Source organism: Bradyrhizobium sp. AZCC 1719, assembly GCF_036924525.1.
Lineage (GTDB): Bacteria > Pseudomonadota > Alphaproteobacteria > Rhizobiales > Xanthobacteraceae > Bradyrhizobium.
On sequence record NZ_JAZHRU010000001.1, the window covers coordinates 4894858 to 4918096 of the forward strand.

24 protein-coding genes, 1 tRNA gene and 1 pseudogene are annotated in these 23239 nt (G+C 62.7%); 15 read left to right on the top strand and 11 right to left on the bottom strand.

Annotated elements, in window-relative coordinates; all coding sequences use genetic code 11:
- Window positions 1-39 precede the first annotated feature (39 nt).
- A complete protein-coding gene (locus tag V1292_RS22905; RefSeq protein WP_334374914.1) occupies window positions 40-327 on the top strand; it encodes a type II toxin-antitoxin system HigB family toxin in 288 nt (95 codons plus the stop codon).
- Entirely contained in the window at window positions 317-697 is a 381-nt protein-coding gene (locus tag V1292_RS22910) for a helix-turn-helix domain-containing protein (RefSeq protein WP_334374915.1), read from the top strand. Before V1292_RS22905 ends, V1292_RS22910 begins: the two co-directional genes overlap by 11 nt.
- Window positions 698-713: 16 nt before the next feature.
- On the opposite strand, the gene plsY is transcribed toward V1292_RS22910, so the two are convergent.
- The 3 genes from plsY to V1292_RS22925 are packed head-to-tail and all read right to left on the bottom strand — an operon-like array spanning window position 714 to window position 3599.
- Entirely contained in the window at window positions 714-1307 is a 594-nt protein-coding gene (gene plsY / locus V1292_RS22915) for a glycerol-3-phosphate 1-O-acyltransferase PlsY (protein ID WP_334374916.1), read from the bottom strand.
- A gap of 33 nt (window positions 1308-1340) precedes the next feature.
- Window positions 1341-2642, bottom strand: coding sequence for a dihydroorotase (locus V1292_RS22920; protein ID WP_334374917.1), 1302 nt, complete (start codon window positions 2640-2642; stop codon window positions 1341-1343).
- Window positions 2643-2645: 3 nt separating this feature from the next.
- A complete protein-coding gene (locus V1292_RS22925; protein ID WP_334374918.1) occupies window positions 2646-3599 on the bottom strand; it encodes an aspartate carbamoyltransferase catalytic subunit in 954 nt (317 codons plus the stop codon).
- Window positions 3600-3846: 247 nt separating this feature from the next.
- Here V1292_RS22925 and V1292_RS22930 point away from each other — a divergent pair, with 247 nt between their 5' ends.
- Genes V1292_RS22930 through V1292_RS22940 form a run of 3 tightly spaced genes read left to right on the top strand, consistent with a single transcriptional unit; the run spans window position 3847 to window position 7098 of the window.
- Window positions 3847-4593 carry a M15 family metallopeptidase gene (locus V1292_RS22930; RefSeq protein ID WP_442895556.1) on the top strand — a complete coding sequence of 249 codons (747 nt, stop codon included), beginning with the start codon at window positions 3847-3849 and terminating at the stop codon, window positions 4591-4593.
- A 22-nt stretch (window positions 4594-4615) separates the two neighbouring features.
- Entirely contained in the window at window positions 4616-6259 is a 1644-nt protein-coding gene (locus V1292_RS22935; protein ID WP_334374919.1) for an acyl-CoA dehydrogenase family protein, read from the top strand.
- Window positions 6260-6315: 56 nt separating this feature from the next.
- Complete coding sequence (locus V1292_RS22940; RefSeq protein ID WP_334374920.1) at window positions 6316-7098, top strand: CPBP family intramembrane glutamic endopeptidase; 783 nt, start codon at window positions 6316-6318, stop codon at window positions 7096-7098.
- On the opposite strand, the gene V1292_RS22945 is transcribed toward V1292_RS22940, so the two are convergent.
- The 3 genes and pseudogenes from V1292_RS22945 to V1292_RS22955 all read right to left on the bottom strand — a co-directional run bounded on the left by V1292_RS22945 (window position 7099) and on the right by V1292_RS22955 (window position 9535).
- The gene (locus V1292_RS22945; protein ID WP_334374921.1) at window positions 7099-8028 is read right to left on the bottom strand and encodes an AEC family transporter; all 930 of its coding nucleotides are present in this window, start codon (window positions 8026-8028) and stop codon (window positions 7099-7101) included. It lies immediately after the preceding gene.
- Between the two features lie 2 nt (window positions 8029-8030).
- Window positions 8031-8513, bottom strand: a complete 483-nt coding sequence (ruvX, locus tag V1292_RS22950; RefSeq protein WP_334374922.1) for a Holliday junction resolvase RuvX — start codon at window positions 8511-8513, stop codon at window positions 8031-8033.
- A gap of 85 nt (window positions 8514-8598) precedes the next feature.
- Window positions 8599-9535, bottom strand: a pseudogene (locus tag V1292_RS22955) (cyclase family protein).
- Window positions 9536-9734: 199 nt separating this feature from the next.
- Here V1292_RS22955 and V1292_RS22960 point away from each other — a divergent pair.
- Window positions 9735-9950, top strand: coding sequence for a hypothetical protein (locus tag V1292_RS22960; RefSeq protein WP_334374923.1), 216 nt, complete (start codon window positions 9735-9737; stop codon window positions 9948-9950).
- On the opposite strand, the gene V1292_RS22965 is transcribed toward V1292_RS22960, so the two are convergent.
- On the bottom strand, window positions 9937-10818 hold the full coding sequence (locus V1292_RS22965) for a LysR family transcriptional regulator (RefSeq protein WP_334374924.1): 882 nt from the start codon (window positions 10816-10818) through the stop codon (window positions 9937-9939). The genes V1292_RS22960 and V1292_RS22965 overlap by 14 nt on opposite strands.
- A 103-nt stretch (window positions 10819-10921) precedes the next feature.
- Between V1292_RS22965 and V1292_RS22970 the strand changes: the two genes are divergently transcribed.
- Together V1292_RS22970 and V1292_RS22975 are read left to right on the top strand one after the other, a co-directional pair.
- On the top strand, window positions 10922-11947 hold the full coding sequence (locus V1292_RS22970; protein WP_334374925.1) for an NAD(P)H-dependent flavin oxidoreductase: 1026 nt from the start codon (window positions 10922-10924) through the stop codon (window positions 11945-11947).
- Between the two features lie 122 nt (window positions 11948-12069).
- Window positions 12070-13146: an NAD(P)H-dependent flavin oxidoreductase gene (locus tag V1292_RS22975; RefSeq protein WP_334374927.1), complete on the top strand. Its 1077-nt coding sequence runs from the start codon at window positions 12070-12072 to the stop codon at window positions 13144-13146.
- Between the two features lie 14 nt (window positions 13147-13160).
- Here the strand turns inward: V1292_RS22975 and V1292_RS22980 are convergent, their stop codons facing one another.
- Window positions 13161-13325, bottom strand: coding sequence for a hypothetical protein (locus V1292_RS22980; RefSeq protein ID WP_334374928.1), 165 nt, complete (start codon window positions 13323-13325; stop codon window positions 13161-13163).
- Window positions 13326-13701: 376 nt separating this feature from the next.
- On the opposite strand from V1292_RS22980, the gene gatC reads away from it, so the two are divergent.
- The 6 genes from gatC to V1292_RS23010 all read left to right on the top strand — a co-directional run bounded on the left by gatC (window position 13702) and on the right by V1292_RS23010 (window position 19229).
- Window positions 13702-13989 (top strand): Asp-tRNA(Asn)/Glu-tRNA(Gln) amidotransferase subunit GatC, encoded by a 288-nt coding sequence (gene gatC, locus V1292_RS22985; RefSeq protein WP_334374929.1) that lies wholly within the window; start codon window positions 13702-13704, stop codon window positions 13987-13989.
- Window positions 13990-14019: 30 nt separating this feature from the next.
- Complete coding sequence (locus V1292_RS22990; RefSeq protein WP_334374930.1) at window positions 14020-14235, top strand: hypothetical protein; 216 nt, start codon at window positions 14020-14022, stop codon at window positions 14233-14235.
- Window positions 14232-15707, top strand: a complete 1476-nt coding sequence (gene gatA / locus V1292_RS22995; RefSeq protein WP_334374931.1) for an Asp-tRNA(Asn)/Glu-tRNA(Gln) amidotransferase subunit GatA — start codon at window positions 14232-14234, stop codon at window positions 15705-15707. Before V1292_RS22990 ends, gatA begins: the two co-directional genes overlap by 4 nt.
- A gap of 2 nt (window positions 15708-15709) precedes the next feature.
- On the top strand, window positions 15710-16003 hold the full coding sequence (locus tag V1292_RS23000; RefSeq protein ID WP_334374932.1) for a hypothetical protein: 294 nt from the start codon (window positions 15710-15712) through the stop codon (window positions 16001-16003).
- Window positions 16000-17484, top strand: coding sequence for an Asp-tRNA(Asn)/Glu-tRNA(Gln) amidotransferase subunit GatB (gatB, locus tag V1292_RS23005; protein ID WP_334374933.1), 1485 nt, complete (start codon window positions 16000-16002; stop codon window positions 17482-17484). Before V1292_RS23000 ends, gatB begins: the two co-directional genes overlap by 4 nt.
- A gap of 1478 nt (window positions 17485-18962) precedes the next feature.
- A complete protein-coding gene (locus V1292_RS23010; protein WP_334374934.1) occupies window positions 18963-19229 on the top strand; it encodes a hypothetical protein in 267 nt (88 codons plus the stop codon).
- Here V1292_RS23010 and V1292_RS23015 read toward each other — a convergent pair.
- The 3 genes from V1292_RS23015 to V1292_RS23025 all read right to left on the bottom strand — a co-directional run bounded on the left by V1292_RS23015 (window position 19226) and on the right by V1292_RS23025 (window position 20698).
- On the bottom strand, window positions 19226-20206 hold the full coding sequence (locus V1292_RS23015; protein ID WP_334374935.1) for a DUF1186 domain-containing protein: 981 nt from the start codon (window positions 20204-20206) through the stop codon (window positions 19226-19228). The two genes, V1292_RS23010 and V1292_RS23015, sit on opposite strands and share 4 nt — an antisense overlap.
- A gap of 47 nt (window positions 20207-20253) precedes the next feature.
- Complete coding sequence (locus tag V1292_RS23020) at window positions 20254-20502, bottom strand: GIY-YIG nuclease family protein (protein WP_334374936.1); 249 nt, start codon at window positions 20500-20502, stop codon at window positions 20254-20256.
- Between the two features lie 102 nt (window positions 20503-20604).
- A tRNA-Ser gene (locus V1292_RS23025) sits at window positions 20605-20698 on the bottom strand.
- 865 nt (window positions 20699-21563) lie between these two features.
- On the opposite strand from V1292_RS23025, the gene V1292_RS23030 reads away from it, so the two are divergent.
- Complete coding sequence (locus V1292_RS23030; protein ID WP_334374937.1) at window positions 21564-23129, top strand: porin; 1566 nt, start codon at window positions 21564-21566, stop codon at window positions 23127-23129.
- The last annotated feature ends 110 nt before the right edge of the window (window positions 23130-23239 follow it).

A 23239-nucleotide genomic window follows, 5' to 3' on the forward strand; every position in this document is an offset into this window, starting at 1 on the left:
CGAATGAGAGTTATTGCTCGCCGCACGTTGCGAGAATTCGTGCAGAGGCTTTCCGGCAGGAAGGACCAACCGGCAGTAAAAGCGGCGCTGGATGCATGGTTCGACGAAGTGAGCAAGGCTTCGTGGAAGAGCACGGCGGAGGTCAAGCGTCGCTATGCCACGGCAAGTATCGTCAGCGCGGAGCGGATCGTCTTCAACATCAAGGGTAATGACTATCGACTTGTAGTGGCTGTCGATTTCGAAAAGGGCATTGTCTGGATCAAATGGATCGGCACGCATAGAGCCTACGACAAGATCGACGTGACGGAGGTGCGATATGGCGACTGAACTGAAACCGATCCGCACCAAGGCGGATTACAAAAACGCGCTTGCCGAGGTTGAACGGCTTTGGGGCGCAAAGAGTGGGACACCGAAGGGTGACCGGCTCGATGTGCTGGCGACACTGATCGACGCCTACGAAGCGAAGCACTATCCCATGGATCCGCCGGATCCGATCGAAGCGATCCAATTTCGGATGGAACAGCAAGGCCTTAGCCGCAAGGATCTCGAGCCGTTGATCGGCACTCGCGCGCGGGTCGCAGAGGTCATGAATCGCAGGCGTAGTCTGTCAATCGATATGATCCGGCGTCTGCATGAGCAACTCGGAATTTCTGCCGAGATACTGATCCGCCCGACGCGTGAGGAAGAGGCAGCCTGATCGGCGGCTCGCTCCGCTACCTCGCCCCGATCCGTCCTTCAGTCCCGGCCTGCAAGCGCTTGATGTTCTCGCTGTGCTTCCAGAACAGCAGCAGCGTCAGCACGACGAACAGCGACGCCAGCGCGGGGTGGCCGAACCACCACAGGAACAGCGGGGTGACAAACGCGGCGACCAGCGCCGACAGTGACGAATAGCGCGTGGTTAAGGCGGTGGCTAACCAGATCAGGCAGAACATCACGGCCCCCGGCCAGAACAGGCCGATCAGCACGCCGATATAGGTGGCGACGCCTTTGCCGCCGTTGAATTTGAGCCAGACCGGGAAGAGGTGACCGAGGAAGGCGCCGAGCGCACCCAGCATCGCCGCATCTGCGCCGCCGAAATAGCCTGCGATCATTACCGCAGCCGTACCCTTGAGCATATCGCCGATCAGCGTCGCAGCGGCGAGACCCTTGCGCCCCGTGCGCAATACGTTGGTGGCGCCGATGTTGCCGGAGCCGATCGAGCGCAGGTCCTGCGTGCCTGCGACTGTGGTCAGCACCACCCCGAAGGGAATCGAGCCCAGCAGATAGCCGAGAACGAATGCCAACGGCAGCCATACTTCAGGTGACATCGCCGTTACTCCGCGCGGGCTGGTTCGGACGAATCAGACGTGTTCATAGACTGTCCGCCCGCCCACGATAGTACGCACGACGCGTCCCGAGAAGCGGGCTTCGTCGAACGGCGTGTTCTTGCACTGCGATTTGAGGTCGGCAGGATCGAGCACCCAGGGCGTATCGGGGTCGATGACGATCACGTCGGCCGGGGAACCCGCCCGCAGCGTGCCGCCGGGCAGGCCGAGAAGCTCCGCAGGGCGGGTCGACATCGCCCGGATCAGCGTCTTGAAATCCATTTCGCCGTTGTGGATCAACCGCAGCGCCGCCGGCAGCATGGTCTGCAGCCCGACCGCGCCGGAAGCCGCTTCCGCGAAAGGCAGCCGCTTCACCTCGACGTCCTGCGGATTATGATCGGACATCACGACATCGACCAGGCCGGAGGCGACCGCTGCGACAAGGGCGAGGCGGTCCTCCTCGGTGCGCAGCGGCGGCGAAAGCTTCAGGAAGGTGCGGTAGGGGCCGATGTCGTTTTCGTTCAGGGTGACGTGGTTGATCGATACGGAAGCGCTGACGTCGAGGCCGGCGTCGCGCGCGCGCTTCAGGATCTCCAGCGACTCGATCGACGATAGCGAGGCCGCGTGATAGCGCCCGCCGGTCAACGCTACCAGACGCATATCGCGCTCCAGCATCACGGCCTCGGCGGCGTTGGGAATGCCCGCGAGCCCAAGGCGGGCGGCGAACTCGCCCTCGTTCATCACGCCTTCGCCGACGAGATCAGGGTCCTCGGTGTGGTGCACGATCAGCGCGTCGAAATCGCGCGCATAGGTCAGCGCCCGGCGCATCACCTGAGCATTGGTGACGCTCTTGTCGCCATCGGTAAAGGCGACCGCGCCGGCGGCCTTCAAGAGGCCGATCTCGGTCATTTCCTGGCCGCCTAGCCCCTTGGTCAGCGCCGCCATCGGGTGGATGTTGACAATCGCGGTGTCGCGGGCGCGGCGCAGCACGAAGTCGACGGTGGCCGAATTGTCGATGACGGGCGAAGTATCCGGCTGGCAGATGATGGTGGTGATGCCGCCGGCGGCTGCCGCCTGGCTCGCGGAGGCAAAGGTTTCGCGATGGCTGGCGCCGGGCTCGCCGACAAAGGCGCGCATGTCGATCAGCCCGGGGGCGACGATCTTGCCGGCGCAATTGACGATGTCGGTACCTTCAGGCACGCCGGCGGCGCCGATGCCGCGCCTGGAGTCACGGATCGTTCCGTCGGCAATCAGGACGTCGCCGGGGCCGTCAAGGTCCCTGGAGGGATCGACGACACGGGCATTGGCGAGCAGGATCGGGCGGCGGTCAGTCAGCATGATTTACGCGTTCGGCAGGTTGCGGGCGAGCGCTTCAAGCACCGCCATCCGCACTGCCACTCCCATTTCCACCTGTTCACGGATCAGCGATTGCGCGCCGTCGGCCACGATCGAGTCGATCTCGACGCCGCGATTCATCGGGCCCGGATGCATCACCAGCGCGTCCGGCTTGGCGTAAGCGAGCTTCTTCTGGTCGAGGCCGAAATAGTGGAAGTATTCGCCCGATGACGGCACGAAGGAGCCGTTCATGCGCTCGCGCTGCAGCCGCAGCATCATCACGATATCGGCGCCGTTGAGGCCTTCGCGCATGTCGCGCGCGACCTCGACGCCCATCCGCTCGATGCCACGCGGCAGCAGCGTGGAGGGCGCGACGACGCGGACACGCGCGCCCATGGTGTTGAGCAGGAGGATATTGGATCGTGCTACGCGGGAGTGCATGACGTCGCCGCAGATCGCGATCACGAGACCTTCCAGCCGGCCTTTATTCCGGCGGATGGTCAGCGCGTCCAGCAGCGCCTGGGTCGGATGTTCGTGCGCGCCGTCGCCGGCATTGATCACGGAACCGTCAACCTTGCGCGCCAGCAGTTCCACCGCGCCGGAGGCGTGGTGCCGCACCACCAGGATATCCGGGTGCATGGCGTTGAGCGTCACCGCGGTGTCCATCAGCGTCTCGCCCTTGCGGATCGAGGACGAGGACACCGACATGTTCATGACGTCGGCGCCAAGCCGTTTTCCCGCCAGTTCGAACGAGGATTGGGTTCGGGTGGACGCCTCGAAAAACAGGTTCACCTGGGTGCGACCGCGCAAGGACGTGCGCTTTTTGTCCACCTGGCGGTTGAGCTCGACATATTCCTCGGAAAGGTCGAGCAGGCCGGTAATATCGTCAGCGGAAAGCCCCTCGATTCCCAGCAAGTGCCGGTGCCCGAGGACAAAGGTCGATTTCGATGCAGGGGTCATTAAAGCGAGAGCTATAGGCAGAGATGCCATGCAGGGCAAGCTTCAAATCAGAGGTGCCGACTTATCCACTAGCGCTTCGGCGGCAAGGTAAACGGGCCTCCCAGTGTTCCGTGCCCCGGGGATTCCACTAGAATGGCCGGGATCGGCAGACGGTACATCGGGCCATGGAAAACGTGCGGCATTTCACTCAATGCATTCGGATCATGTGGGCGCTGGCGTGATCGTCGGCAGGGGTGCGGGAAGGCGGATGACACTCGCGGCGATGTTCGCGGCGGGTTGCATCGCCAGCGCCGCCGCGCAGGCGCCAAAACTGCCCGCCGGTTTCGTTTATCTGCGCGATATCGATCCGACCATCATCCAGGATATCCGCTACGCCGGCTCGAACAATTTTGTCGGCCGTCCACTGCGGGGTTATGCGGCTGCCGAATGCGTGGTGAAGCGCGATGTTGGCGTGCTCTTGAAGAGCGTTCAGGAAGAACTCGCGCTGCAGAACCTGTCGCTGAAGATGTTCGATTGCTACCGCCCGACGCGCGCGGTGGCCGACATGGTGGCCTGGTCGCGCGATGGCCGCGAAACGCCGGCGCAGAAGCGCTACAATCCATCGTTCAGCAAGGCCGACCTGTTTCGCCTGGGCTATATTGCCGAACGTTCCGGGCATTCGACCGGAGCTGCGCTCGATCTCACATTGGTTGATCTGAAGGCCGACAATTCGGCAACCTTCGATCCCGCCAAGGATTATGCCGACTGCATCGCCAACGTGAACCTGCGCGCGCCGGAAGGCAGCGTCGACATGGGCACCGGCTACGATTGTTCCGACGCCAGGTCGCACACGGCGGCGAAATCCATCACCGCGGCGCAACGCCGCTGGCGCGAGAAGCTGGTTCAGGTGATGGCGCGGCGAGGATTTGTAAACTATTCGAAGGAGTGGTGGCACTTTTCGCTGCCGGGCGCGGGCGGGCGGGCCTATGATTTCCCGATCACGCCGCGGAAGTGATTTAACCGTTTCAGGATCAGCCATGAGCCAGGCAACATTTTCGACCCACGAGGTCTTCAACCAGTCGCCGCCATTTTGGGATGTCGATCTATACGTGGCCGACCGGCCGCTGCTCGATGCAGTCGCTGCCAATGGCGGCGCTGCAGCAGAGGGGGAGCTGTCTGACTTCGGCAAGCATTGGGGTTCTGCGGCAATGGCGGAGCGCGGCCGCATTGCCAACGAGAATACGCCCAAGCTGCGCACCTTCGATTCACGCGGCAATCGCCGCGACGAGGTCGAGTTTCACCCTGCCTATCACGAACTGATGGCGCATAGTGCGCATGCCGGCGTGCATAATTCGACCTGGACCGCCGACGGCAAACCGGCCGGCGGTGCCTCCGAAGTGGTGCGCGCGGCAAAATTCTACATGGCAGCACAAGTCGAGACCGGGCATCTCTGCCCGATCACCATGACGCGCGCGTCGGTGGCGGCGCTTGCGGAACAGCCTGACCTATTGGCGAAGGTGATGCCGGTCGTCGCGACGCGTTCCTATGACCCGAGCTTTGCGCCGTGGCCGACAAAACGCGGCATGACGCTCGGCATGGGCATGACCGAGAAGCAGGGTGGCACCGACGTCCGCTCCAATATGACCCGAGCGGAGCGTGACGGGGACGTCTACCGCATCACCGGACACAAATGGTTCATGTCGGCGCCGATGTGCGACGCCTTCCTGGTGCTGGCGCAGGCGGATCAGGGATTGACCTGCTTCTTCATGCCGCGCTTTGCCCCGGACGGCTCGGTCAACGCGATCCGGTTCCAGCGGCTGAAAGACAAGCTCGGCAACCGCTCGAACGCCTCCTCGGAAGTTGAGTTTCACAGCGCCTACGCCGAGCGCGTCGGCGCCGAGGGCAAGGGCATCCGAACCATCATCCAGATGGTGCAGTTGACGCGGCAGGATTGCGCGATTGCTTCCGCCGGGCTGATGCGATCGGGCCTGGCGCATGCGCTGCATCATGCACGGCACCGCAGCGTGTTCCAGAAACATCTCGCCGACCAGCCATTGATGCAGGCGGTGCTGTCGGACATGGCGCTGCATGTCGAGGCCACCGTCGCGCTGGTGATGCGGCTATGCCGTTCGTTCGATCGCGCTCCCCTTGACGCCAAGGAAGCCGCCTATATGCGGCTGCTGACGCCCGCCATCAAATACTGGGTCTGCAAGAGCGCGCCGGGCTTTCTCTATGAGGCGATGGAGTGCCTCGGCGGCAATGGCTACGTGGAGGAGGGCATTCTGGCGCGGCATTACCGGGAGTCGCCGGTCAATGCGATCTGGGAAGGCTCCGGCAATGTGATGTGCCTCGACGTGCTGCGCGCGCTGTCGCGCGAGCCCGAAGCAGCCTCCGGCATCGTGCATGAACTGACCGGAGAGACGCTCGGATTGCCGGGCGCGGGTGAAGCCACCGCGTTCATCGGCAAGGCATTCCACCGGCCGGACAGCGAGCGTGTGGCGCGGCTGGCGGTCGAAAAACTGGCGCTGCTGGCTGCTGCTGCTGCGCTCAATGCCGTGTCGCCACGGCATGCCGAGTTGTTCGCAAGCACGCGCCTTGCCGGCAACCACGCCGGCATGTATGGCGCAGTCGATCTGGATAGTGGTTATGTCCGCGGCCTTCTGGAGCGCGCGCTGCCGTGAACATGTCTCCCACCGTCATGGCCGGGCTCGGCATGACGACATCGAGAAAGTGATTGATGGATTCCCTCACCACCGCAAGTCCCACTGCCGTCCCGCCCGCGATCCCCGATCAGCGGCCGCCACGCGCCTGGAAATTCTGGGGCACGACGCTATGGGGCGTGTTCATCTTTGCCGCGATGTTCCTCGGCCAACTCTCGGTCATCATCTATTTTGTGCTGCGGCAGGGCGGATCGTTCGACATCACCGAGGCGATCCGTGTCATCGGCGGCGGCCTGACGATCTCGCTCTCGGTGATCCTGGGATTGCCCGCCGTGCTGTTGGCGACATGGGTCGCGATCCGTCCGACGCGCATTCCCTTTGCCGATTATCTGGCGCTGCGCTGGCCCTCATGGCGCGATTTCTTCATCGGCCTCGCCGCGCTAGTCATTCTCGTCGGCGGCTGGGACCTGCTGTCGCGCGCGCTCGGGCGCGAGGTGACGCCGGGCTTCATGGGCGAGGTCCTGAAAACAGCGCAGGCCGACGGCGCGCTGTGGCTGTTGGTGATCGCGTTTGCCGTCGCAGCACCCATGTGGGAGGAGATCTTCGCGCGCGGGTTTCTCTATCGCGGCTGGTCGGAGTCGCGGCTCGGCGTCGCCGGGGCCATCTTCCTGTCGTCGCTGGCCTGGACTTCGCTGCATCTGCAATACGACTGGTTCTTTTTCGGCGAGGTGTTTTCGATCGGCTTGTTGCTGGGCTATCTGCGCTACCGCACCAATTCGACCTGGCTGACCATCGCGCTGCACGGCATCAACAATCTGGCGGCGACCATCCAGACTTTCTGGCTGGCTGGCTCCCACTAGCTAGCACAAAGCCGCCAGCGCGATGGCAATCGGCATCGTGATCGCCGCCAATATGGTCTGCAGCGTGATGATCTGGGCCAGCAGCGGTGCGTCGCCGCCCATCTGGCGCGCCAGCACATAGGCCGAGGAAGAGGTGGGCACCGCGGCGCAGGCCGTGACGATGGCAAGGTTCGAACCCGAAACTCCGAACCAGAGCGCCAGCGTGACCGCGATGACGGGCATCAACACGAGCTTGAGCACCAGCGCGACCGAGGCGGCGAGGCTCGGCCGGAACATGCCTTCGAGGTGCAGGCCGGCGCCGGTCACCAGCAAGCCGATGGCGAGCGAGGAACGTCCGAGCGCATCGGCCACCTCGTGCCAGAGTTTGGGAAGCGGGATGTGGGTGACGTTGAGCGTCAACCCGATGACGCAGGCCCAGATAAACGGATTGAGTGCCACGGTCGCGACGATGGTGCCAACCGAGCGCTTTTCCGGCGAAGCGTAGTGAGCGAGCACGGAAACGCTGAACACGTTGACCAGCGGAATGATGGCGACCATCGCGACGGAAGCCAGCGCCAGCCCGAGGTCGCCGAACAGATTGCCCGAGACGGCGAGCGCCACATAGGTCTGCCAGCGGGTGGCGCCCTGGAAGATCGAGGTGAAGGCTGGGCCATCGACCGACAGGCGGGCGAGCAAGGGCCGTAGCGCCAGGCAGAGCAGCGACATCAGCAGCACCGAGAGCAGCAGCGCGCCGCCAACGCCGGCCACCGGCACCTTGCTCAGATCGGCCTTGACCAGCGTCTGCACCAGCAGGACCGGAAACAGCACGTAATAGGTCAGCCGTTCCAGTCCATGCCATTGCGTCTCGGGCCGGATCAGGGTCCGCTTCAGGATGAAGCCGAGCACGATCAGCAAAAACACCGGCAGCAGCGCCGCGATGACGACCGCCATGCTCAGCGATCCCTGCGCAGTTTTGCGAGCCGGTCCAGCGCGCCCTGCAGGATGAAGATCGCGGCGTGCTCGTCGATCACCTCGGCGCGGCGGGCGCGGGAAACGTCCATCCCGATCAGCTCACGCTCGACCGCCGCGGTCGAAAGCCGCTCGTCCCATAAGGCAATGGCAAGCCCGGTGAGATTGGAGAAATTGCGGGCAAAGGCGCGGGTCGATTGCGCGCGCGGCCCCTCGCTGCCGTCCATGTTGATGGGCAGCCCAAGCACGAAGCCGACCGCGTTGCGCTCGCCCGATATCGCGAGCAGCCGCGCCGCATCGGCCTTGAAGGCCTTGCGCTGGATGGTCGCGACACCGGTCGCCAGCCGGCGGTCGGGATCGGACACGGCGACGCCGATGGTTTTGGTGCCAAGATCGAGGCCGATCAGGGCGCCACGCTCGGGCCAGTGCGTCACGGCGTCGATCAAGGGGAGGATGGGGGCGGGCATCGCCCCGCTTAACACGCGTCGCGGCGCGCACGCAAAGCCCATCGCGGCGTGGCATCCATGCGAGAAGGCCACGCCACGCTTGGTCTTACCGGATCGCGATCGGGTTGATCATGCTCTGCACGCCGCCCTTGAAGCGCGGCTGGCCGAGCACGAACAGGAACTCATAGCCTTTTGTCCTTGGCGAGTTCGGCCGTGTCCATGTTCTCCAGAATATAGGTGCCGTTCATCGCCAGCAGGATCTGGTGCACCTCGAATATGTTTTTCGATTCGAACGGCAGGACTTCGAGCCCCCAGGTATCGGCGCCGACCGCGACCACACCCTTGCCGGTGAGATACTTGGCGCCTTCGACGCCGAGACCGGGTTCGCCGGCGCCATAGCGCTTGTCGTCCTTGCCGATCAGGCTGAGCCAACCGGTATGGAAAATAACGACATCGCCCTGGCGGATCTCGACGCCCTGCTTCTTCGCGACTTCCTCGATCTCCTTGACGTTGAAGGCGGTGCCTTCCTTGACTATGTCGGTGTTGTAATAGGCCGCCATGTCGAGCAGCACGCCGCGCGTCACCATCGGCGGGATTTTCTCGATGCCGAGCTTTTTCAACCCGGTAGGGTCGGCGAAGTCGGCGAGCTTGTTGCCGTTGTAATAGACGTGCTCGATGCCGAGATGACCGAGGCCGTCGAGCTGGCTGCCGACGCCGACCCAGCCTTCGATGATGTCGTCATTATAGGTGGTCTTGTTGGGACCAAGTCCGGGAATGCCGGCCTGGCCGGGCTGCACGACGGTGATCTTGAAGGCCCGCGGCGGATAGGCGGGGGTCTTGGAATCGACGGGAATGCCGAGTGCGTAGGTCTTGCCGGTCTTGACCAAACCCGCTGCCTTCACGACGAGTTCGGGCGTCATGTAGTTGGCGGCGCCGATCTCGTCGTTCGGTCCCCATTTCGATTTCGTCCAGTCTTGAGCGCTTGCCGTTCCGACGGTACCCAACAGGGCGACAGAACAGCACAACACGAATGCGTTGCGCATCGCAGTCCCTCCCAGATGTTGACGTTATGGTTCTTGGCAACTAGCGCCTCATACTAACGTAGCGGTGCGCGGCGGCTAGAAATTTTTCGAGCCGATGCGTGTGTTGCGATGGAAAGCCGCGAGTGCTGCGCCGCAATTCGACTTGTTGCAGAATTGAGGCAGCGGAATTTTCGCGCAACGGAACGCGTGGGGCAGTTCAGTGGATGCGCTTAGCCTGTTTGGTTTGTTCTCGGTAACCGCGATGCTGGTGGCCTACGCGCTGGAGGACCGCAGCCACTGGTTCATCCTTGCCTTTGCAGGCGCATGCGCGCTCGGCTCAGTGTACGGATTTCTGCAGGGCGCCTGGCCGTTCGGGCTGGTCGAAGCGATCTGGGCCGGCGTCGCGCTGCGGCGCTGGAATGTCAGGCGGCGATGACCTCGCCGTTATTTTCCAGGCAGGCGGCAAAGCCCTGCAGGGCGCTGTATTGATGGGCCGTGCGACGGGTGATGAAAAGCGTCTCGACGCGTGCCTGCGCCGGGCTCAACGTGTGGACGTTGACAGTGTCGTTCCGCCCGACCACGACGCGCGGCAGCAGCGTCACGCCCATGTCGGCGGCGACGCAACCGATCATGCCGTCGAGCGTGCCGAGTTCGAAGCGCGTGGCCGACGGCCAGCCGAATTCCGAAAACACCTGTTCGAGCCGCTGCCGGTAGGTGCAGCCGGTTCGGAAGACCAGGGCGGTCGGACCCGAGCCGGGCGTTCCCGCGCGTAAAGCACTGAGGCTCTGCCAACGCCGCGCCGTGACCAGCACCAGTTCTTCGTGGAAGGCGAGCGTCGTGTCGAGTTCGGCATGCTCGATCGGACCGGCAACGAATGCGCCGTCAAATGTGCCGTTGAGCACGCCGGCGACGAGGTCAGCCGTTGTCGAGGTCCGCAGGCTCAATTGAACAGCAGGGAAGCGGCGATGGAATTCCGCGAGCAAAGAGGGCAGGCGTACTGCGGCGGTCGTTTCCATCGAGCCAATCGACAGCGGCCCCTTCGGCTCGCCGTCGTCGCGCGCGGCCAGCACCGCCTCGCGCGACAGCGCCGCCATCCGATCGGCATAGGGAAGCAGGCGGCGGCCGGCGCCGGTCAGCGTCATTCCGCGGCTGTGCCGTTCGAACAACGCGGTGCCGATCTCGGCTTCCAGCGCCTTCACGCGCTGGGTGACGTTGGACTGCACAGTGTTGAGTTCGTCGGCGGCGCGGGTGATGCCGCCGAGCCGGGCAACGGCCGAGAAGGTGACGAGATCGCTCAGCTCCATGGTGAGCTCCGTTTCTTTCTAGAGATGGCAGAATTCAATACTATTCATTTTTAGAGAATGATAGTTCGGCCTAGACTGCCTGTCCAGTTTGCAGGGAATGGACATGCCGATCCCCACGCCGTTGACCGCCCGTCTGGGCATCCAGCATCCGATCTTGTCGGCGCCGATGGATGTGATTGCGGGCGCGCGTCTCACTTCCGCGGTCAGTGCTGCGGGAGGGTTCGGCATCCTCGGCGGCGGCTATGGCGACCGGGCGTGGCTCGAGCAGGAGACGGCCAAGCTTGCCGATCTATCCGATCCCTTCGGCATCGGCTTCATCACCTGGAGCCTTGCCAAGCAGCCGGCGCTACTGGATGTCGCGCTTGAAGCCGGTCCATGCGCCATCATGCTCTCGTTCGGCGATCCCACACCTTTCGCACCGCGTGTCAAATCATCGGGCGCGTTGTTGATCTGCCAGGTTCAGGACGAGGACATGGCGCGACAGGCGCTGGATGCAGGCGCTGACATTCTGATCGCGCAGGGAACGGAAGCCGGCGGCCACGGCGCCTCGCGCAGCACGATCGACATCGTGCCGGCGATTGTTGATCTGGCGGCCGGCCGGGTGCCAGTCGCAGCAGCAGGCGGGATAGGCGACGGCCGCGGGCTTGCGGCGATGATGATGCTGGGCGCTTCCGGCGTGCTGCTTGGCACCCGCTTTTATGCCAGCCAGGAATGCGACGGAGCGGACGAAGCCAAGCGGCGCATCTGTGCCGCAACCAGCGGCAACAGCGTCCGCGGCATCATTTTCGATCTCTCGCGCAACAATGTCTGGCCGGCGCCGTTTACCGGCCGCTGCCTGATCAACGATCATGCGCGGCGCTGGATGGGACGCGAGGTCGAACTGATGCAGAACCTCAAAGCGGTCGCTGCCGAATATGCGGCAGCGAGAGCGGCGGGCAATTTCGATATCGCTGCCGTCATCGCGGGCGAAGCCGTCGGGCTGATTCATGATATCCCGCCGGCCGGCGAGATCGTCGACAGGATCGTTACCGAGGCAGAGCAGATAGTGGGCGGATGGCGGAATTCCGTCGCCGGTGTTTCCTTCCCCCTTGTGGGAGAAGGTGGCGCGGACACAGTCCGCGCCGGATGAGGGGTCTGTCTCCGCGGATACAAACCCCTCACCCGTCTCGAATGAGCTTCGCTCATTCGATCCACCCTCTCCCACAAGGGGAGAGGGTGCAGTAGCCGAGCATCTAACTAGCGAGCAGAACCATGTGGCCAGACCGCCGGATCATCGACCTCTTCAAGACTGAATTTCCGATCGTGCTGGCGCCGATGGCCGGCGTCGTGGACGCCGAGCTAGTGATCGCGGCGGCGCAGGGCGGGGCGCTCGGCTCGCTGCCCTGCGCGATGATCTCGGCCGAGAAAGCGCGTGAGCAGGTCAACATCATCCGCCAGCGCGTCACCGCGCCGGTCAACATGAACTTCTTCTGTCACAAGCCGGTCGATGCCGATCCCGCGCGCGAGGCCGGATGGAAGGCGCGGCTTGGCTCATATTACAAGGAACTGGGTATCGATCCTGCCACGCCCGTCAACGCCGCCAACCGCGCACCGTTCGATGAAGCCATGTGTGCGGTTGTGGAAGAACTGAAGCCGGAAATCGTCAGCTTCCACTTCGGCCTGCCGGATCCGGCGCTGGTCAAGCGCGTCAAGGCGGCGGGTTGCCTCGTGATGTCCTCGGCAACCATCGTAAAGGAAGCGATCTGGCTGGAGGAGAACGGCGCCGACGTCATCATCGCGCAAGGCGCGGAAGCCGGCGGCCATCGCGGCATGTTCCTGACCGACAATATCGCCCAGCAGCCCGGCACGTTTGCGCTGGTGCCGCAGGTGGTCGACGCAGTGAAAGTGCCTGTTATCGCGGCCGGCGGCATCGCCGACGGGCGCGGCATTGCGGCGGCGTTCGCGCTCGGCGCATCCGGCGTGCAGATCGGCAGCGCCTATCTGCGCTGCCCGGAATCCAGGGTGATCGGACCAGCTCGCACGGCGCTGGCCCAGTCGCATGACGATTCCACCGTCATCACCAACGTCATGACCGGCCGTCCTGCGCGTGGCGTAGCCAACCGTGTCATGCGCGAGGTCGGACCGATCTCGCCGGATGCGCCGGCGTTTCCGCATGCCGCAACCGCGCTTGGGCCGCTCAGGGCGGCGGCCGAAAAGCTCGGCAAGGTCGATTTCACCAATCTGTGGGCCGGGCAGGCGGTGCGGATGGGGCGCGAAATGCCGGCGGCGGAATTGACCCGTGCGCTCGCAGGTGCTGCGCTGGCGCGGTTCGGTGCACTAAGCGGATAAGTCCTATTCGCCGCTCAGTGCGCCGGTTCGTCGCGCCTGACGTCCAGATGCTCCGCGGCCAGCGAACGGTAGTGCGCGGCCATCTCCTTGTAGTGCTGCCTGGAGATCGGGTCGGTCGCATTTTCGGCGCGGCGTTCGAACATTTCCGCCTTTTCCCGCAGGATTTTAGCCTGGGACATGGCTCTCCTCCCGTTTGGGTCAGGTTAAGCAGGCGAGGTAGACGATCGCGACGCCGAGAACGGTCCCGATGGACCAGAGGGCCGGATCCCAGCTTTCCGATCCGGCGCGGTCATTTTCGATGGTCGACATCACACGGCCTCCCGATGTTCCGGCCGCGACTTTGATCCCCCGACTGTTTCAGGACGACTACGTCAATCGATAAAAATGGTTGCGTCGGGCGCTTTTGCGCAAGAAATCTGCGCTTCGCACACGAAATCTTGTCAGTCAGGGCAAGGGCGACCGAAAGGGCCTGCGGCCGCCTGTTCCCGCGGTTGCGGCGCAAAAGGGGCCTCTGCTATACGGCGGGTGCGAATTCCCCATTTGAGGCCTATATTTATGTCCGTTGATGCCGCCACCGTTCGCCGCATCGCGCATCTGGCGCGGATTGCGGTCACCGAGGCTGAGGTTCCCCACCTGCAGGGCGAGCTGAACACCATGCTGGCCTTCGTGGAGCAGCTTTCGGAAGTGAACATCGACGGTGTCGAACCAATGACCTCGGTGACCCCGATGGAAATGAAGAAGCGGCAGGATGTGGTCAATGACGGCGAGATTCCCGACGACATCGTCGGGAATGCGCCGGAGACGCAAAACCATTTCTTCCTGGTGCCAAAGGTGGTCGAATAACATCTACTCTGTTTTGAGATCGGAAGTCCGATGTGTCTGCTCTGCGACGATGAAAAGGCCTATCAGGCCTACATGAACTATCTCGACGCGATGGAGCGGCAGGGCAAGGCCGCCGATCCCGACAAGGCGGTGGATGCCGTGCTCGATCAGCTCGAGGCAGCCGACAAGGCGCGCGCCCAGGAATCGAATAGTCCCGCCAACGACAAGACGCTTTCTCCGTTCTTCTGCAGCCCGATCAATAAATGACCGACCTGACATCTCTGACGATCGCGGAGGCCCGCGAGGGCCTCGCGAGCAAGTCTTTCACCTCGCTTGAACTGACGGACGCGCATCTCGCCGCGATCGAAGCGGCGCGTTCGCTCAATGCCTTCGTGCTGGAAACGCCGGACCAGGCGCGTGCCATGGCGCGTACGGTCGATGCGAAGATTGCCAAGGGCGAGGGCGGGCCGCTTGCCGGCATTCCGCTCGGCATCAAGGACCTGTTCGCAACGAAAGATGTGCGCACCACCGCGTGCTCGAAGATCCTCGGCAACTTCGTGCCGCCGTATGAATCGACCGTGACCTCGCAGCTCTGGCGCGACGGCGCCGTGATGCTCGGCAAGCTCAACAATGACGAATTCGCGATGGGCTCGTCGAACGAGACCTCGTGTTTCGGTCCGGTGGTCAATCCGTGGCGGCGCGAGGGTTCCAACACCACGCTGGTGCCGGGCGGCTCGTCCGGCGGATCGGCATCCGCGGTGGCAGCGCTACTCTGCATGGGCGCGACTGCGACCGACACCGGCGGCTCGATCCGCCAGCCCGCCGCCTTCACCGCAACCGTTGGCGTCAAGCCGACCTACGGCCGCTGCTCGCGTTGGGGCATCGTGGCGTTCGCGTCCTCGCTCGACCAGGCCGGTCCGATCGCGCGCACGGTGCGCGATTCCGCGATCCTGATGCGCTCGATGGCGGGCCACGACCCAAAGGACACGACCTCGGTCGACATCGGCGTGCCCGACTACGAAGCCGCCGTCGGCAAGTCCGTGAAAGGCATGAAGATCGGTATCCCGAAGGAGTATCGCCTCGACGGCATGCCGGCGGAAATCGAAAAGCTCTGGAGCGAAGGCGCGGCATGGCTGAAAGCGGCCGGCGCCGAACTGGTCGAGGTGTCGCTGCCGCACACCAAATACGCGCTGCCGGCCTATTACATTGTGGCGCCGGCGGAAGCCTCGTCCAACCTCGCGCGCTACGATGGCGTACGCTACGGCCTGCGTGTGCCGGGCCGCAGCACAGGCGAGTTGTACGAGAACACGCGCGCGGAAGGGTTTGGCGATGAAGTGCGCCGCCGCGTCATGATCGGAACTTATGTGCTCTCGGCCGGCTATTACGATGCCTATTATCTGCGCGCGCAAAAAGTACGCACGCTGATCAAGAAGGATTTTGAAGATTGCTTCGCCAAGGGCATCAGCGCGATCCTGACGCCGGCGACGCCCTCGGCCGCCTTCGGCGTCGGCGAAAAAGGCGGCGCCGATCCGGTCGAAATGTATCTCAACGACATCTTTACGGTGACGGTGAACATGGCGGGGCTCCCGGGCATCGCCGTGCCGGCCGGCAAGGATGCGCAGGGACTGCCGCTTGGCCTGCAGTTGATCGGCCGTCCGTTCGACGAGGAGACGCTGTTCTCGCTTGGCGAAGTCGTGGAGCAGGCGGCCGGTCGCTTCACGCCGCCGCGCTGGTGGTAGCGATGGCGGATTTCCGCGCCAGCCTGACGGATGCCGCGCCGGCACCGGGCCTGGAGCCGCCGCTGGCCGCGCTATGGTGGGCGGCCAAGGGCGATTGGGACCGGGCGCACAAGATCGTTCAGGACGAGAGCGATGCGAACGCCGCCTGGGTGCATGCCTATCTGCACCGGGTCGAAGGCGATCTCGGCAACGCCGGCTATTGGTATCGGCAGGCCGGCCAGCCGGTGGCAAAGGATTCTCTGGAAGCCGAATGGGAGCGGATCGTGTCCGCGCTGCTCGGAGGTGGAAAAGCATGACCGTGTCAGTCAAACCGGGAAAATTGATCAAGGGCCAGACCGGCGACTGGGAAGTCGTGATCGGGATGGAGGTGCACGCCCAGGTCACCTCGAAGTCAAAGCTGTTCTCTGGCGCCTCGACCGAATTCGGCGGCGAGCCGAACAGCCATGTGTCGCTGGTCGATGCCGCGATGCCGGGCATGCTGCCGGTCATCAACGAGGAATGCGTCAAGCAGGCTGTCCGAACCGGGCTTGGCCTCAACGCCCAGATCAACCTGCGCTCGGTGTTCGACCGCAAGAACTATTTCTATCCGGACTCGCCGCAGGGCTACCAGATCAGCCAGTACAAGTCGCCCGTGGTGGGCGAGGGCGAGATCGTGGTCGAACTCGACGGCGGCAGAACCGCCACCATCGGCATCGAGCGGCTGCATCTGGAGCAGGATGCCGCAAAGTTGCTGCACGACCAGTCGCCGACCATGTCCTGTGTCGACCTCAACCGCTGCGGCGTGGCGCTGATGGAGATCGTGTCGAAACCGGACATCCGCGACGCCGAGCAGGCCAAGGCCTATGTGACCAAGCTGCGCTCGATCCTGCGCTATCTCGGCACCTGCGACGGCGACATGGAGAAGGGCTCGTTGCGCGCCGACGTGAACGTTTCCGTACGCAAGCCCGGCGGGCCGCTCGGCACCCGCTGCGAAATCAAGAACATGAACTCGATCAACTTCATCGGCCAGGCGATCGAGTACGAGGCCCGGCGCCAGATCGAGATCATCGAGGATGGCGGCACGATCGACCAGGAGACGCGCCTGTTCGATCCCAACAAGGGCGAGACGCGATCGATGCGCTCCAAGGAAGAGGCGCATGATTATCGTTACTTCCCGGATCCCGACCTGTTGCCGCTGGAGTTCACGCAAAGCTATGTCGATGAGCTCAAGGCGAAGCTGCCGGAATTGCCGGACCAGAAGAAGGCGCGATTCATCGAGAGCCTCGGCCTGTCGCCCTATGATGCCGGCGTGCTGGTGGCCGAGCGCGAGAGCGCAGTCTTCTATGAGACCGTGCTGGATGGACTTGCGGACAAGGCGCGCGACGGCAAGCTCGCCGCCAATTGGGTGATCAACGAGCTGTTCGGACGCCTCAACAAGGAAGGCCATGGCATTACGGCTTCACCGGTATCGGCGGCGCAGTTGGCCGCGATCGTTGGCCTGATAGGCGAGGGCACGATCTCCGGCAAGATCGCAAAGGATCTGTTCGAGATCGTCTGGCAGGAAGGCGGCGACCCGCGCGAGCTGGTCGAAGCGCGCGGCATGAAGCAGGTCACCGATCTCGGCGCGATCGAGAAGGTGGTCGACGACATCATCGCCGCCAATCCGGACAAGGTCGCGCAGGCGAAAGCCAAGCCGCAGCTCGCCGGCTGGTTCGTCGGCCAGGTGATGAAGCAGTCCGGCGGCAAGGCCAATCCGCAAGCAGTCAATGATCTCCTGAAGGCGAAGCTCGGCATCTGAGGCGTCCCGTAACGGGACGACTCCGTCGTTGATCGATGCGCGCGAGCGTGTTTCGATCGTCCATCGCGATCTGAAATTCACCCGCGCGCCCGATAGCGCAGTTGCGAATCGGTGTTCGCGATTCGCAAAAAAGTTCGGTTTTGGCGAGCAGCGATGAGACGCCAACGCTCTGTCCACGAAAATTTTTTTATTGCCAAAATTTGCGACTCAGAGTCCGCGCACACGACTTTCTCACGGTGTCAGTGAGTCGCGACGACATCGATGACGCCTCGAACGTGGTTTGCGTGAATTCAAGAAAGTGCTGCGGCACAGGCGATTCTTGCAATCTTGACAAATGCCGATGTCGGTCGTTGCGGCACTTTTTGCATCGACGCGCGAGCATGTCGTCGCGTCGTCGACTGCAGCGCTGCGCGCGCTCTCACATTGCTGCGTCAACACTTCCTTAAGCGGGACGCTGTTTTTTTGAATGTGTTGGTGTATTCGGGATGTAGTGCATCTCGATTCCCGAGTGCACGCAGCGACTAACTAGCCATCTCACTACATTAGGAGGGCAACATGGCCAAGAAAGCTAAGAAGGCGAAGAAAGCGAAGAGCGCAGTGAAGAAGACTGCGAAGAAGACCCGCAAGGTCGCCAAGAAGAAGAAGTAAGTTCGCTTCTTTGAAAATTGCCGGCGGCTCGATGCCGGCACGTCACCCGAGCCCCAAGACGAAACGCTGAAGGCTCTGGTCGACGAAAGAGGGTGTCGGCGAGACATCAGGTCAAACGGCTGGATCGTATTTCGGAAGAGCCTGCTCTTTCAAACCGGTCCGGCAGAAGAAACAGGTTTTCTTCGTTCGGTGCGGGTATCCTTAACTGCCCGCAATTTCATCGGGGCCAAAAGCCCGGCTTGAAATCTGGTCCTGACGTGTTCGCCGACGCCCTCGTTCCCTCGGGGTGTACTCGCCCCCCGGAACGCCCGCTCTTGCTGGAGCGCTCCGACAGCCCGCGCATCAGGCGTCCGGCACTGAAGTTTTCCAAACTCACTCCATCGTTCACAGATGCCGACGGTTCGGTTCCGCCTGTCGCGCCGGTTCAGGCGCGTCTCGGTATCCGGCACGCCTTGAACTCCTGCATGGCGGCAGAGCTGCGCGACGCCGGGTCATCTGCTGGAACCGTCAACACTGCGATCGGGTGACGGGTGATGATGACGCCGACATTGGCCGCAATGGTTATCGTTCCGCGAAACCGCAGGGTAAACCGACTTTCACGATTGGCCACTTCTCCCTGTGCCGCAGATACTTCTGCGATTCCGTGTTCAACGGCGCCAAGTGCGCGTTTACACCCCGTTCATCGCGAACCTTAAACTGCCCTTCAAATTTGTTCGGCCATGATCATCCCAACAACAGACCGGAAAACGGCGTTGGGGATAACAGGTGTTTGACAGTGGACAGGGGCCGCGCTCGGGGGAGGGCGGCAACGATAAGAAGGGGAGCTACAGATGTTTCAGGGGCAGATCGATCTCGACACGGCAATTCCGGTGGAGGCGACCGCGATTCCGGACGTGCTGTTCGAGCGCGGCCTTTACTGGGCGAGCGGCCGTTCCGGTGTGGTTAATCTCGTCGCCGCTCACAAATGGTTCAATCTCGCCGCGCTGAAGGGACGCGCGGATGCAATCTCCATGCGCCGCGAGGTCGCCGCCATGATGTCGGATGCCGAAATCGCCACCGCACAGCGCGAGGCGCGTGCGTGGATGATTGCGCACTAAAACGTCGCCGGCGTCACGCCGGCGGGCTCTCCGTTGGCAAGGCAGCATTTCTTCGCTTTCTTGCCGCTCCCGCAGGGACATGGATCGTTACGTCCGACGTGGCGCCAGGGATTTCTGACCGGCTCGTTCGGATACACGAAGTCGGCCCAGGACGATGTCCCGTTGCCCTCTTCGAACACATCGTCTTTGGACCGGCGCGCCCAATCCAGCGATACCAGCACGTCCTCGATGTATCCCAGACTGATCTGCGCGAACCGGTCGATGTCGTCGGGCGCACTTTCGGCGTCGGCAAGATCCTCATCGAACTGAGGGCGATCGATCCACTCGGGGATACGGTCTTCGCGGAAGGTCTTGTCAACCAGCGGCACCAGATCACGCAGGCCGAGCAGGGCGATCGCCCGCAGCCAGCCGACCCAGGCCTGATCGCCGTCTTCTGCCGGCCGTTCCTCATGGAACCGGACAAGAAATCCCTTTAGCCGATCGCGCTCGATGCGGCGCTCCCATGCGAGGAAGGTCGCTGCACCAAACAACGCTTCACGGACGAATCCGTCGATCGAGCTGTCGGCGATCAAGGCCAACAGCGCGTCAGTGTCGCCATCGAATACGCCAGCGACGATTTTGGCCAGGCTCTCGGTGACAGTGTCGCCCAGCAGGAAGTCGACATCTTCATAGGGCCGGCGCAGCAGACGCAACAGCGGCTGGCACGCTTCGCGGTTACGAGCTCCGCCCAGGATATGAAGCCCGCGGAACAACAGCAGGCTTTCGTCGTCTGACAAGGCCTCCTCGCCATCCGCAGCCCTCTCGAGGATGGCGCGCAATTTCGGCGCGGATTCTTCGATTCTCGCCGTACAAACTGCGATGGCGAAATCAGGAAGCTCCGATTCGGTCGCGATGGCGTGAAGGTAATCTTCGATCGGACCGAGATCAGGCGTGTTCTCACTGTTGCCGAGGATCGCTTCGAGTTCTTCTTTCTTCATGCCAGGCCTCTTGCACGGACGATGCTGATGCTTCGCGATCAGAGCCGCTAGTTGGAAGTCGCCAAGAAGCGCTTCCTTGCAAATGCCTTTCCAGAACCCGATTTGAAATACCGTTCAAGGCTGCGAGCCGTTGCTTCATCGCCCACCGCGACATAGGAGCGAAGAATCAACGGCAAATAACTACTGGTCGAAATGACATGCCCTTGCTGATGGGATGCTACTCTACGTCGAAGATCGTCCGTCGAGCCGACGTAGATGTCGCCGTTGCTCAGTTCAAGGTAATAGACGTGCCACATGTGGTAACAGTCTCCCTGCGCTCCTACGGAGCTTCGGGAGACACCCCTGCGCTCTGTCGGCCTTCGGGCGGCCTGCCACCCGAAGCCCGACAGGGCGTAGGGTGGCGGAGCCGGAGGGATTCGAACCCTCGATAGGGCTTTACAACCCTATAACGGTTTAGCAAACCGCCGCCTTCAGCCACTCGGCCACAGCTCCATGAGGGCGGATATGCCCGACGCGAGGGCGAGCCGCAAGCGGCAGATTCAGGTTACGCCGGGGCTATTTGGTGGCGGTGCCGCCGCAGGCGTTCCTGCCGTGTCGATCCCGTATCTCGCGGGGCAGGCCACACCGCTTCTTTTCAAGGCTTCGCATTCGGTTCGGCGTCGGGATGCGGCCGACCAGGTGGCTCGGGAAGCAGGCGCTTCAAATCCAGATATAAAGGCGTCACCATCGCCCGAAGCGAAATGCATTTCGGTCCCGGTGCTTTTTGGCGGTTCCTGCGAGTGGGTTCCCTGGGAACCGGCGGCCGAAACGGACCTGACGGCGGGGCCGCCGACTCTCATCTTATATTACCTATCGTGACACGCGCCCAAACCGGCTGCCGGCGTCGCCTTTTCTTGTGTGTTTGTTCGATACGGATTCGGCGAATCCCACCATTCGATTCGACGCGATGAGATCGCTCGAAGGGGAGAGCGGCTTGCTGCGCCGCCCACGCAACAATTCACGTGTCAAATAGAACTAATCAAAAACATCTATTAGAAACAACGACTTGCAGAAAAACTTCGATCACAAACGCGTGTTATTTGTGCAACACCCTTCGGAAAAGGGGCGAAGTCGGGCCATTCGAAGCGGTTCCTTTGTTGCGTGTGCAGAAGTCCTCGGTAATTGTGATCGGGCGACGGAGGGGGGCATCCCGAGGTCGTCCCGTTTTAGGTGGTTCGCTTAAGTCCCTCGCGTTCATGCGGGAGTGTCCGAAGGCGCGAAGCGACTAAGCGGGTTTCAGGGGACAAGGGAACCAACCTTAGGGTGTTTCACCCAGCGGATCCGGAACCTTCCCTACAGAGCAACTTGGAGGTTTAGCATGAAGATGGTTAAGAGCCTTATTCTCGGCTCAGCGGCGGGTCTGATCGCCATGAGCGGAGCTCAGGCGGCCGATCTTCCCGTCAAGGCCAAAGCGGTCGAGTACGTGAGGATCTGCTCCCTGTATGGCGCGGGTTTCTGGTATATCCCGGGCACCGACACCTGCATCAAGCTGGGTGGCTACGTTCGTATCGACACCACGTTCAACGGCACCACCTACGGTGGACCGGCTTGGTCGGGTGATCTGGGCCAAGGCAATCGCTACCGCGATTACTTCGTCTCCCGTTCCCGTATGGCGCTGACGGTTGATACCCGTACCGCCACCGAATACGGCGTCGTCCGCACCTTCGGTCAGGCCGACTTCCAGTTCGACAACTTCAACAACGGCACGCGTAACCCGACGACGGTGTTGCCGCCTCCGGCTGGCACGAGTCTCTTCAACTCGTCGCAGCTCTCCACCCCTGGCGGCGGCTATGTCGCGGTTGAAATGGTGTTCATCCAGTTCGCTGGTTTCACCTTCGGTAAGTCGGCTTCGGCCTACGCCACGCCGTGGAACGGCTATCCGGGCAACAACAACTCGTTCCTGATGGGCGGTCCGGACTACGTCACCGGCGTCAACAACATCCAGTACACCGCTCAGTTCGGCAATGGCGTGTCGGCCACCATCGGTCTCGACGATCCGACCGTGTTCAGCCGTACTTCGGTGCTGAACCTCAGCGTTGCCCCTGGCTTCGCCACTGCAGGTGCGAACGCCTACGCGGGTACTCATGCTCCCGACATCGTCGGTAACATCCGCGTCGACCAGGCCTGGGGTCTGTTCCAGATCGCAGGTATGGCGCACCTCGTGAACGCTTCCTACAACATCCTCGGCGCCGGCGGCGCTCCGAACCAGCTGTCGGAGATCTCCGGTCATCCCGAAGACAAGTGGGGCGGTGCTGTGACGGCTGCGTTGCAGATCAAGAACATCCCGACCGGTGCGGGCGACGACATCAAGATCGACGCGACGTACTCCCATGGCGCCACCAAGGCGGTGGTCTCCACCAGCGGTGCCTCGCCGAGCTTCGTGATGTTCGGCGATACCAGCCGTGCGGGCGCCTACCAGAGCGTCGGCTTCGGCCAGACGGCTGACGGTGTGTACCTGCCTGGCTTCACCGACGGCATCAAGTTGGTGGATGCTTGGGGTATCCGTGGTGCGTTCAACCACAACTGGGATCCCTACTGGTCGACCAGCCTCTGGGGCAGCTACGGTTCGGTCCGCTACGGCGGCAACGCGCTGGACATCACATCGGCAAAGGGCGCTTGGTGTGCTAACTACGTAACCGGCAAGGCCGTGTCTGGAGACTTCTCCTGCAACCCGGACTTCAACTTTGCCCAGGTTGGTGTGGTCACCCGCTGGACTCCCGTCAAGAACCTGACGTTCTCGGCTGAAGTCGGTGCGTTCTTCCTCGACCAGAAGATGACCGGTGCTGCCACCCTGTCAGCGACGGCTCCCAAGCCGAACACTGTGTACGAGTTCAAGGACCAGAGCACTGTGTTCCTGAACGTTCGCGCTCAGCGCAACTTTTGATCCCGAAAGACTTGAAACACTAGGAGAACCCCCGGCAGGCAACTGCCGGGGGTTTTTCATTGTGTTGGCGAATGGCGAATAGGGAGTGGCGAACAGGGAAGATTGGCAGA

Bases quoted from the DNA above. Each gene is read 5' to 3' on its own strand.
- V1292_RS22940 (WP_334374920.1), top strand. From the start codon at position 6,316: ATGGATTCCCTCACCACCGCAAGTCCCACTGCCGTCCCGCCCGCGATC.
- V1292_RS22935 (WP_334374919.1), top strand. From the start codon at position 4,616: ATGAGCCAGGCAACATTTTCGACCCACGAGGTCTTCAACCAGTCGCCG.
- V1292_RS22965 (WP_334374924.1), bottom strand. From the start codon at position 10,818: ATGGAGCTGAGCGATCTCGTCACCTTCTCGGCCGTTGCCCGGCTCGGC.
- V1292_RS22975 (WP_334374927.1), top strand. From the start codon at position 12,070: ATGTGGCCAGACCGCCGGATCATCGACCTCTTCAAGACTGAATTTCCG.
- V1292_RS22970 (WP_334374925.1), top strand. From the start codon at position 10,922: ATGCCGATCCCCACGCCGTTGACCGCCCGTCTGGGCATCCAGCATCCG.
- V1292_RS23015 (WP_334374935.1), bottom strand. From the start codon at position 20,206: ATGAAGAAAGAAGAACTCGAAGCGATCCTCGGCAACAGTGAGAACACG.
- gatA (WP_334374931.1), top strand. From the start codon at position 14,232: ATGACCGACCTGACATCTCTGACGATCGCGGAGGCCCGCGAGGGCCTC.
- plsY (WP_334374916.1), bottom strand. From the start codon at position 1,307: ATGTCACCTGAAGTATGGCTGCCGTTGGCATTCGTTCTCGGCTATCTG.
- V1292_RS22925 (WP_334374918.1), bottom strand. From the start codon at position 3,599: ATGACCCCTGCATCGAAATCGACCTTTGTCCTCGGGCACCGGCACTTG.
- gatC (WP_334374929.1), top strand. From the start codon at position 13,702: ATGTCCGTTGATGCCGCCACCGTTCGCCGCATCGCGCATCTGGCGCGG.
- ruvX (WP_334374922.1), bottom strand. From the start codon at position 8,513: ATGCCCGCCCCCATCCTCCCCTTGATCGACGCCGTGACGCACTGGCCC.
- V1292_RS23000 (WP_334374932.1), top strand. From the start codon at position 15,710: ATGGCGGATTTCCGCGCCAGCCTGACGGATGCCGCGCCGGCACCGGGC.
- V1292_RS22910 (WP_334374915.1), top strand. From the start codon at position 317: ATGGCGACTGAACTGAAACCGATCCGCACCAAGGCGGATTACAAAAAC.
- V1292_RS23020 (WP_334374936.1), bottom strand. From the start codon at position 20,502: ATGTGGCACGTCTATTACCTTGAACTGAGCAACGGCGACATCTACGTC.
- gatB (WP_334374933.1), top strand. From the start codon at position 16,000: ATGACCGTGTCAGTCAAACCGGGAAAATTGATCAAGGGCCAGACCGGC.
- V1292_RS22920 (WP_334374917.1), bottom strand. From the start codon at position 2,642: ATGCTGACTGACCGCCGCCCGATCCTGCTCGCCAATGCCCGTGTCGTC.
- V1292_RS23010 (WP_334374934.1), top strand. From the start codon at position 18,963: ATGTTTCAGGGGCAGATCGATCTCGACACGGCAATTCCGGTGGAGGCG.
- V1292_RS22980 (WP_334374928.1), bottom strand. From the start codon at position 13,325: ATGTCCCAGGCTAAAATCCTGCGGGAAAAGGCGGAAATGTTCGAACGC.
- V1292_RS22990 (WP_334374930.1), top strand. From the start codon at position 14,020: ATGTGTCTGCTCTGCGACGATGAAAAGGCCTATCAGGCCTACATGAAC.
- V1292_RS22945 (WP_334374921.1), bottom strand. From the start codon at position 8,028: ATGGCGGTCGTCATCGCGGCGCTGCTGCCGGTGTTTTTGCTGATCGTG.
- V1292_RS22930 (WP_442895556.1), top strand. From the start codon at position 3,847: ATGACACTCGCGGCGATGTTCGCGGCGGGTTGCATCGCCAGCGCCGCC.
- V1292_RS23030 (WP_334374937.1), top strand. From the start codon at position 21,564: ATGAAGATGGTTAAGAGCCTTATTCTCGGCTCAGCGGCGGGTCTGATC.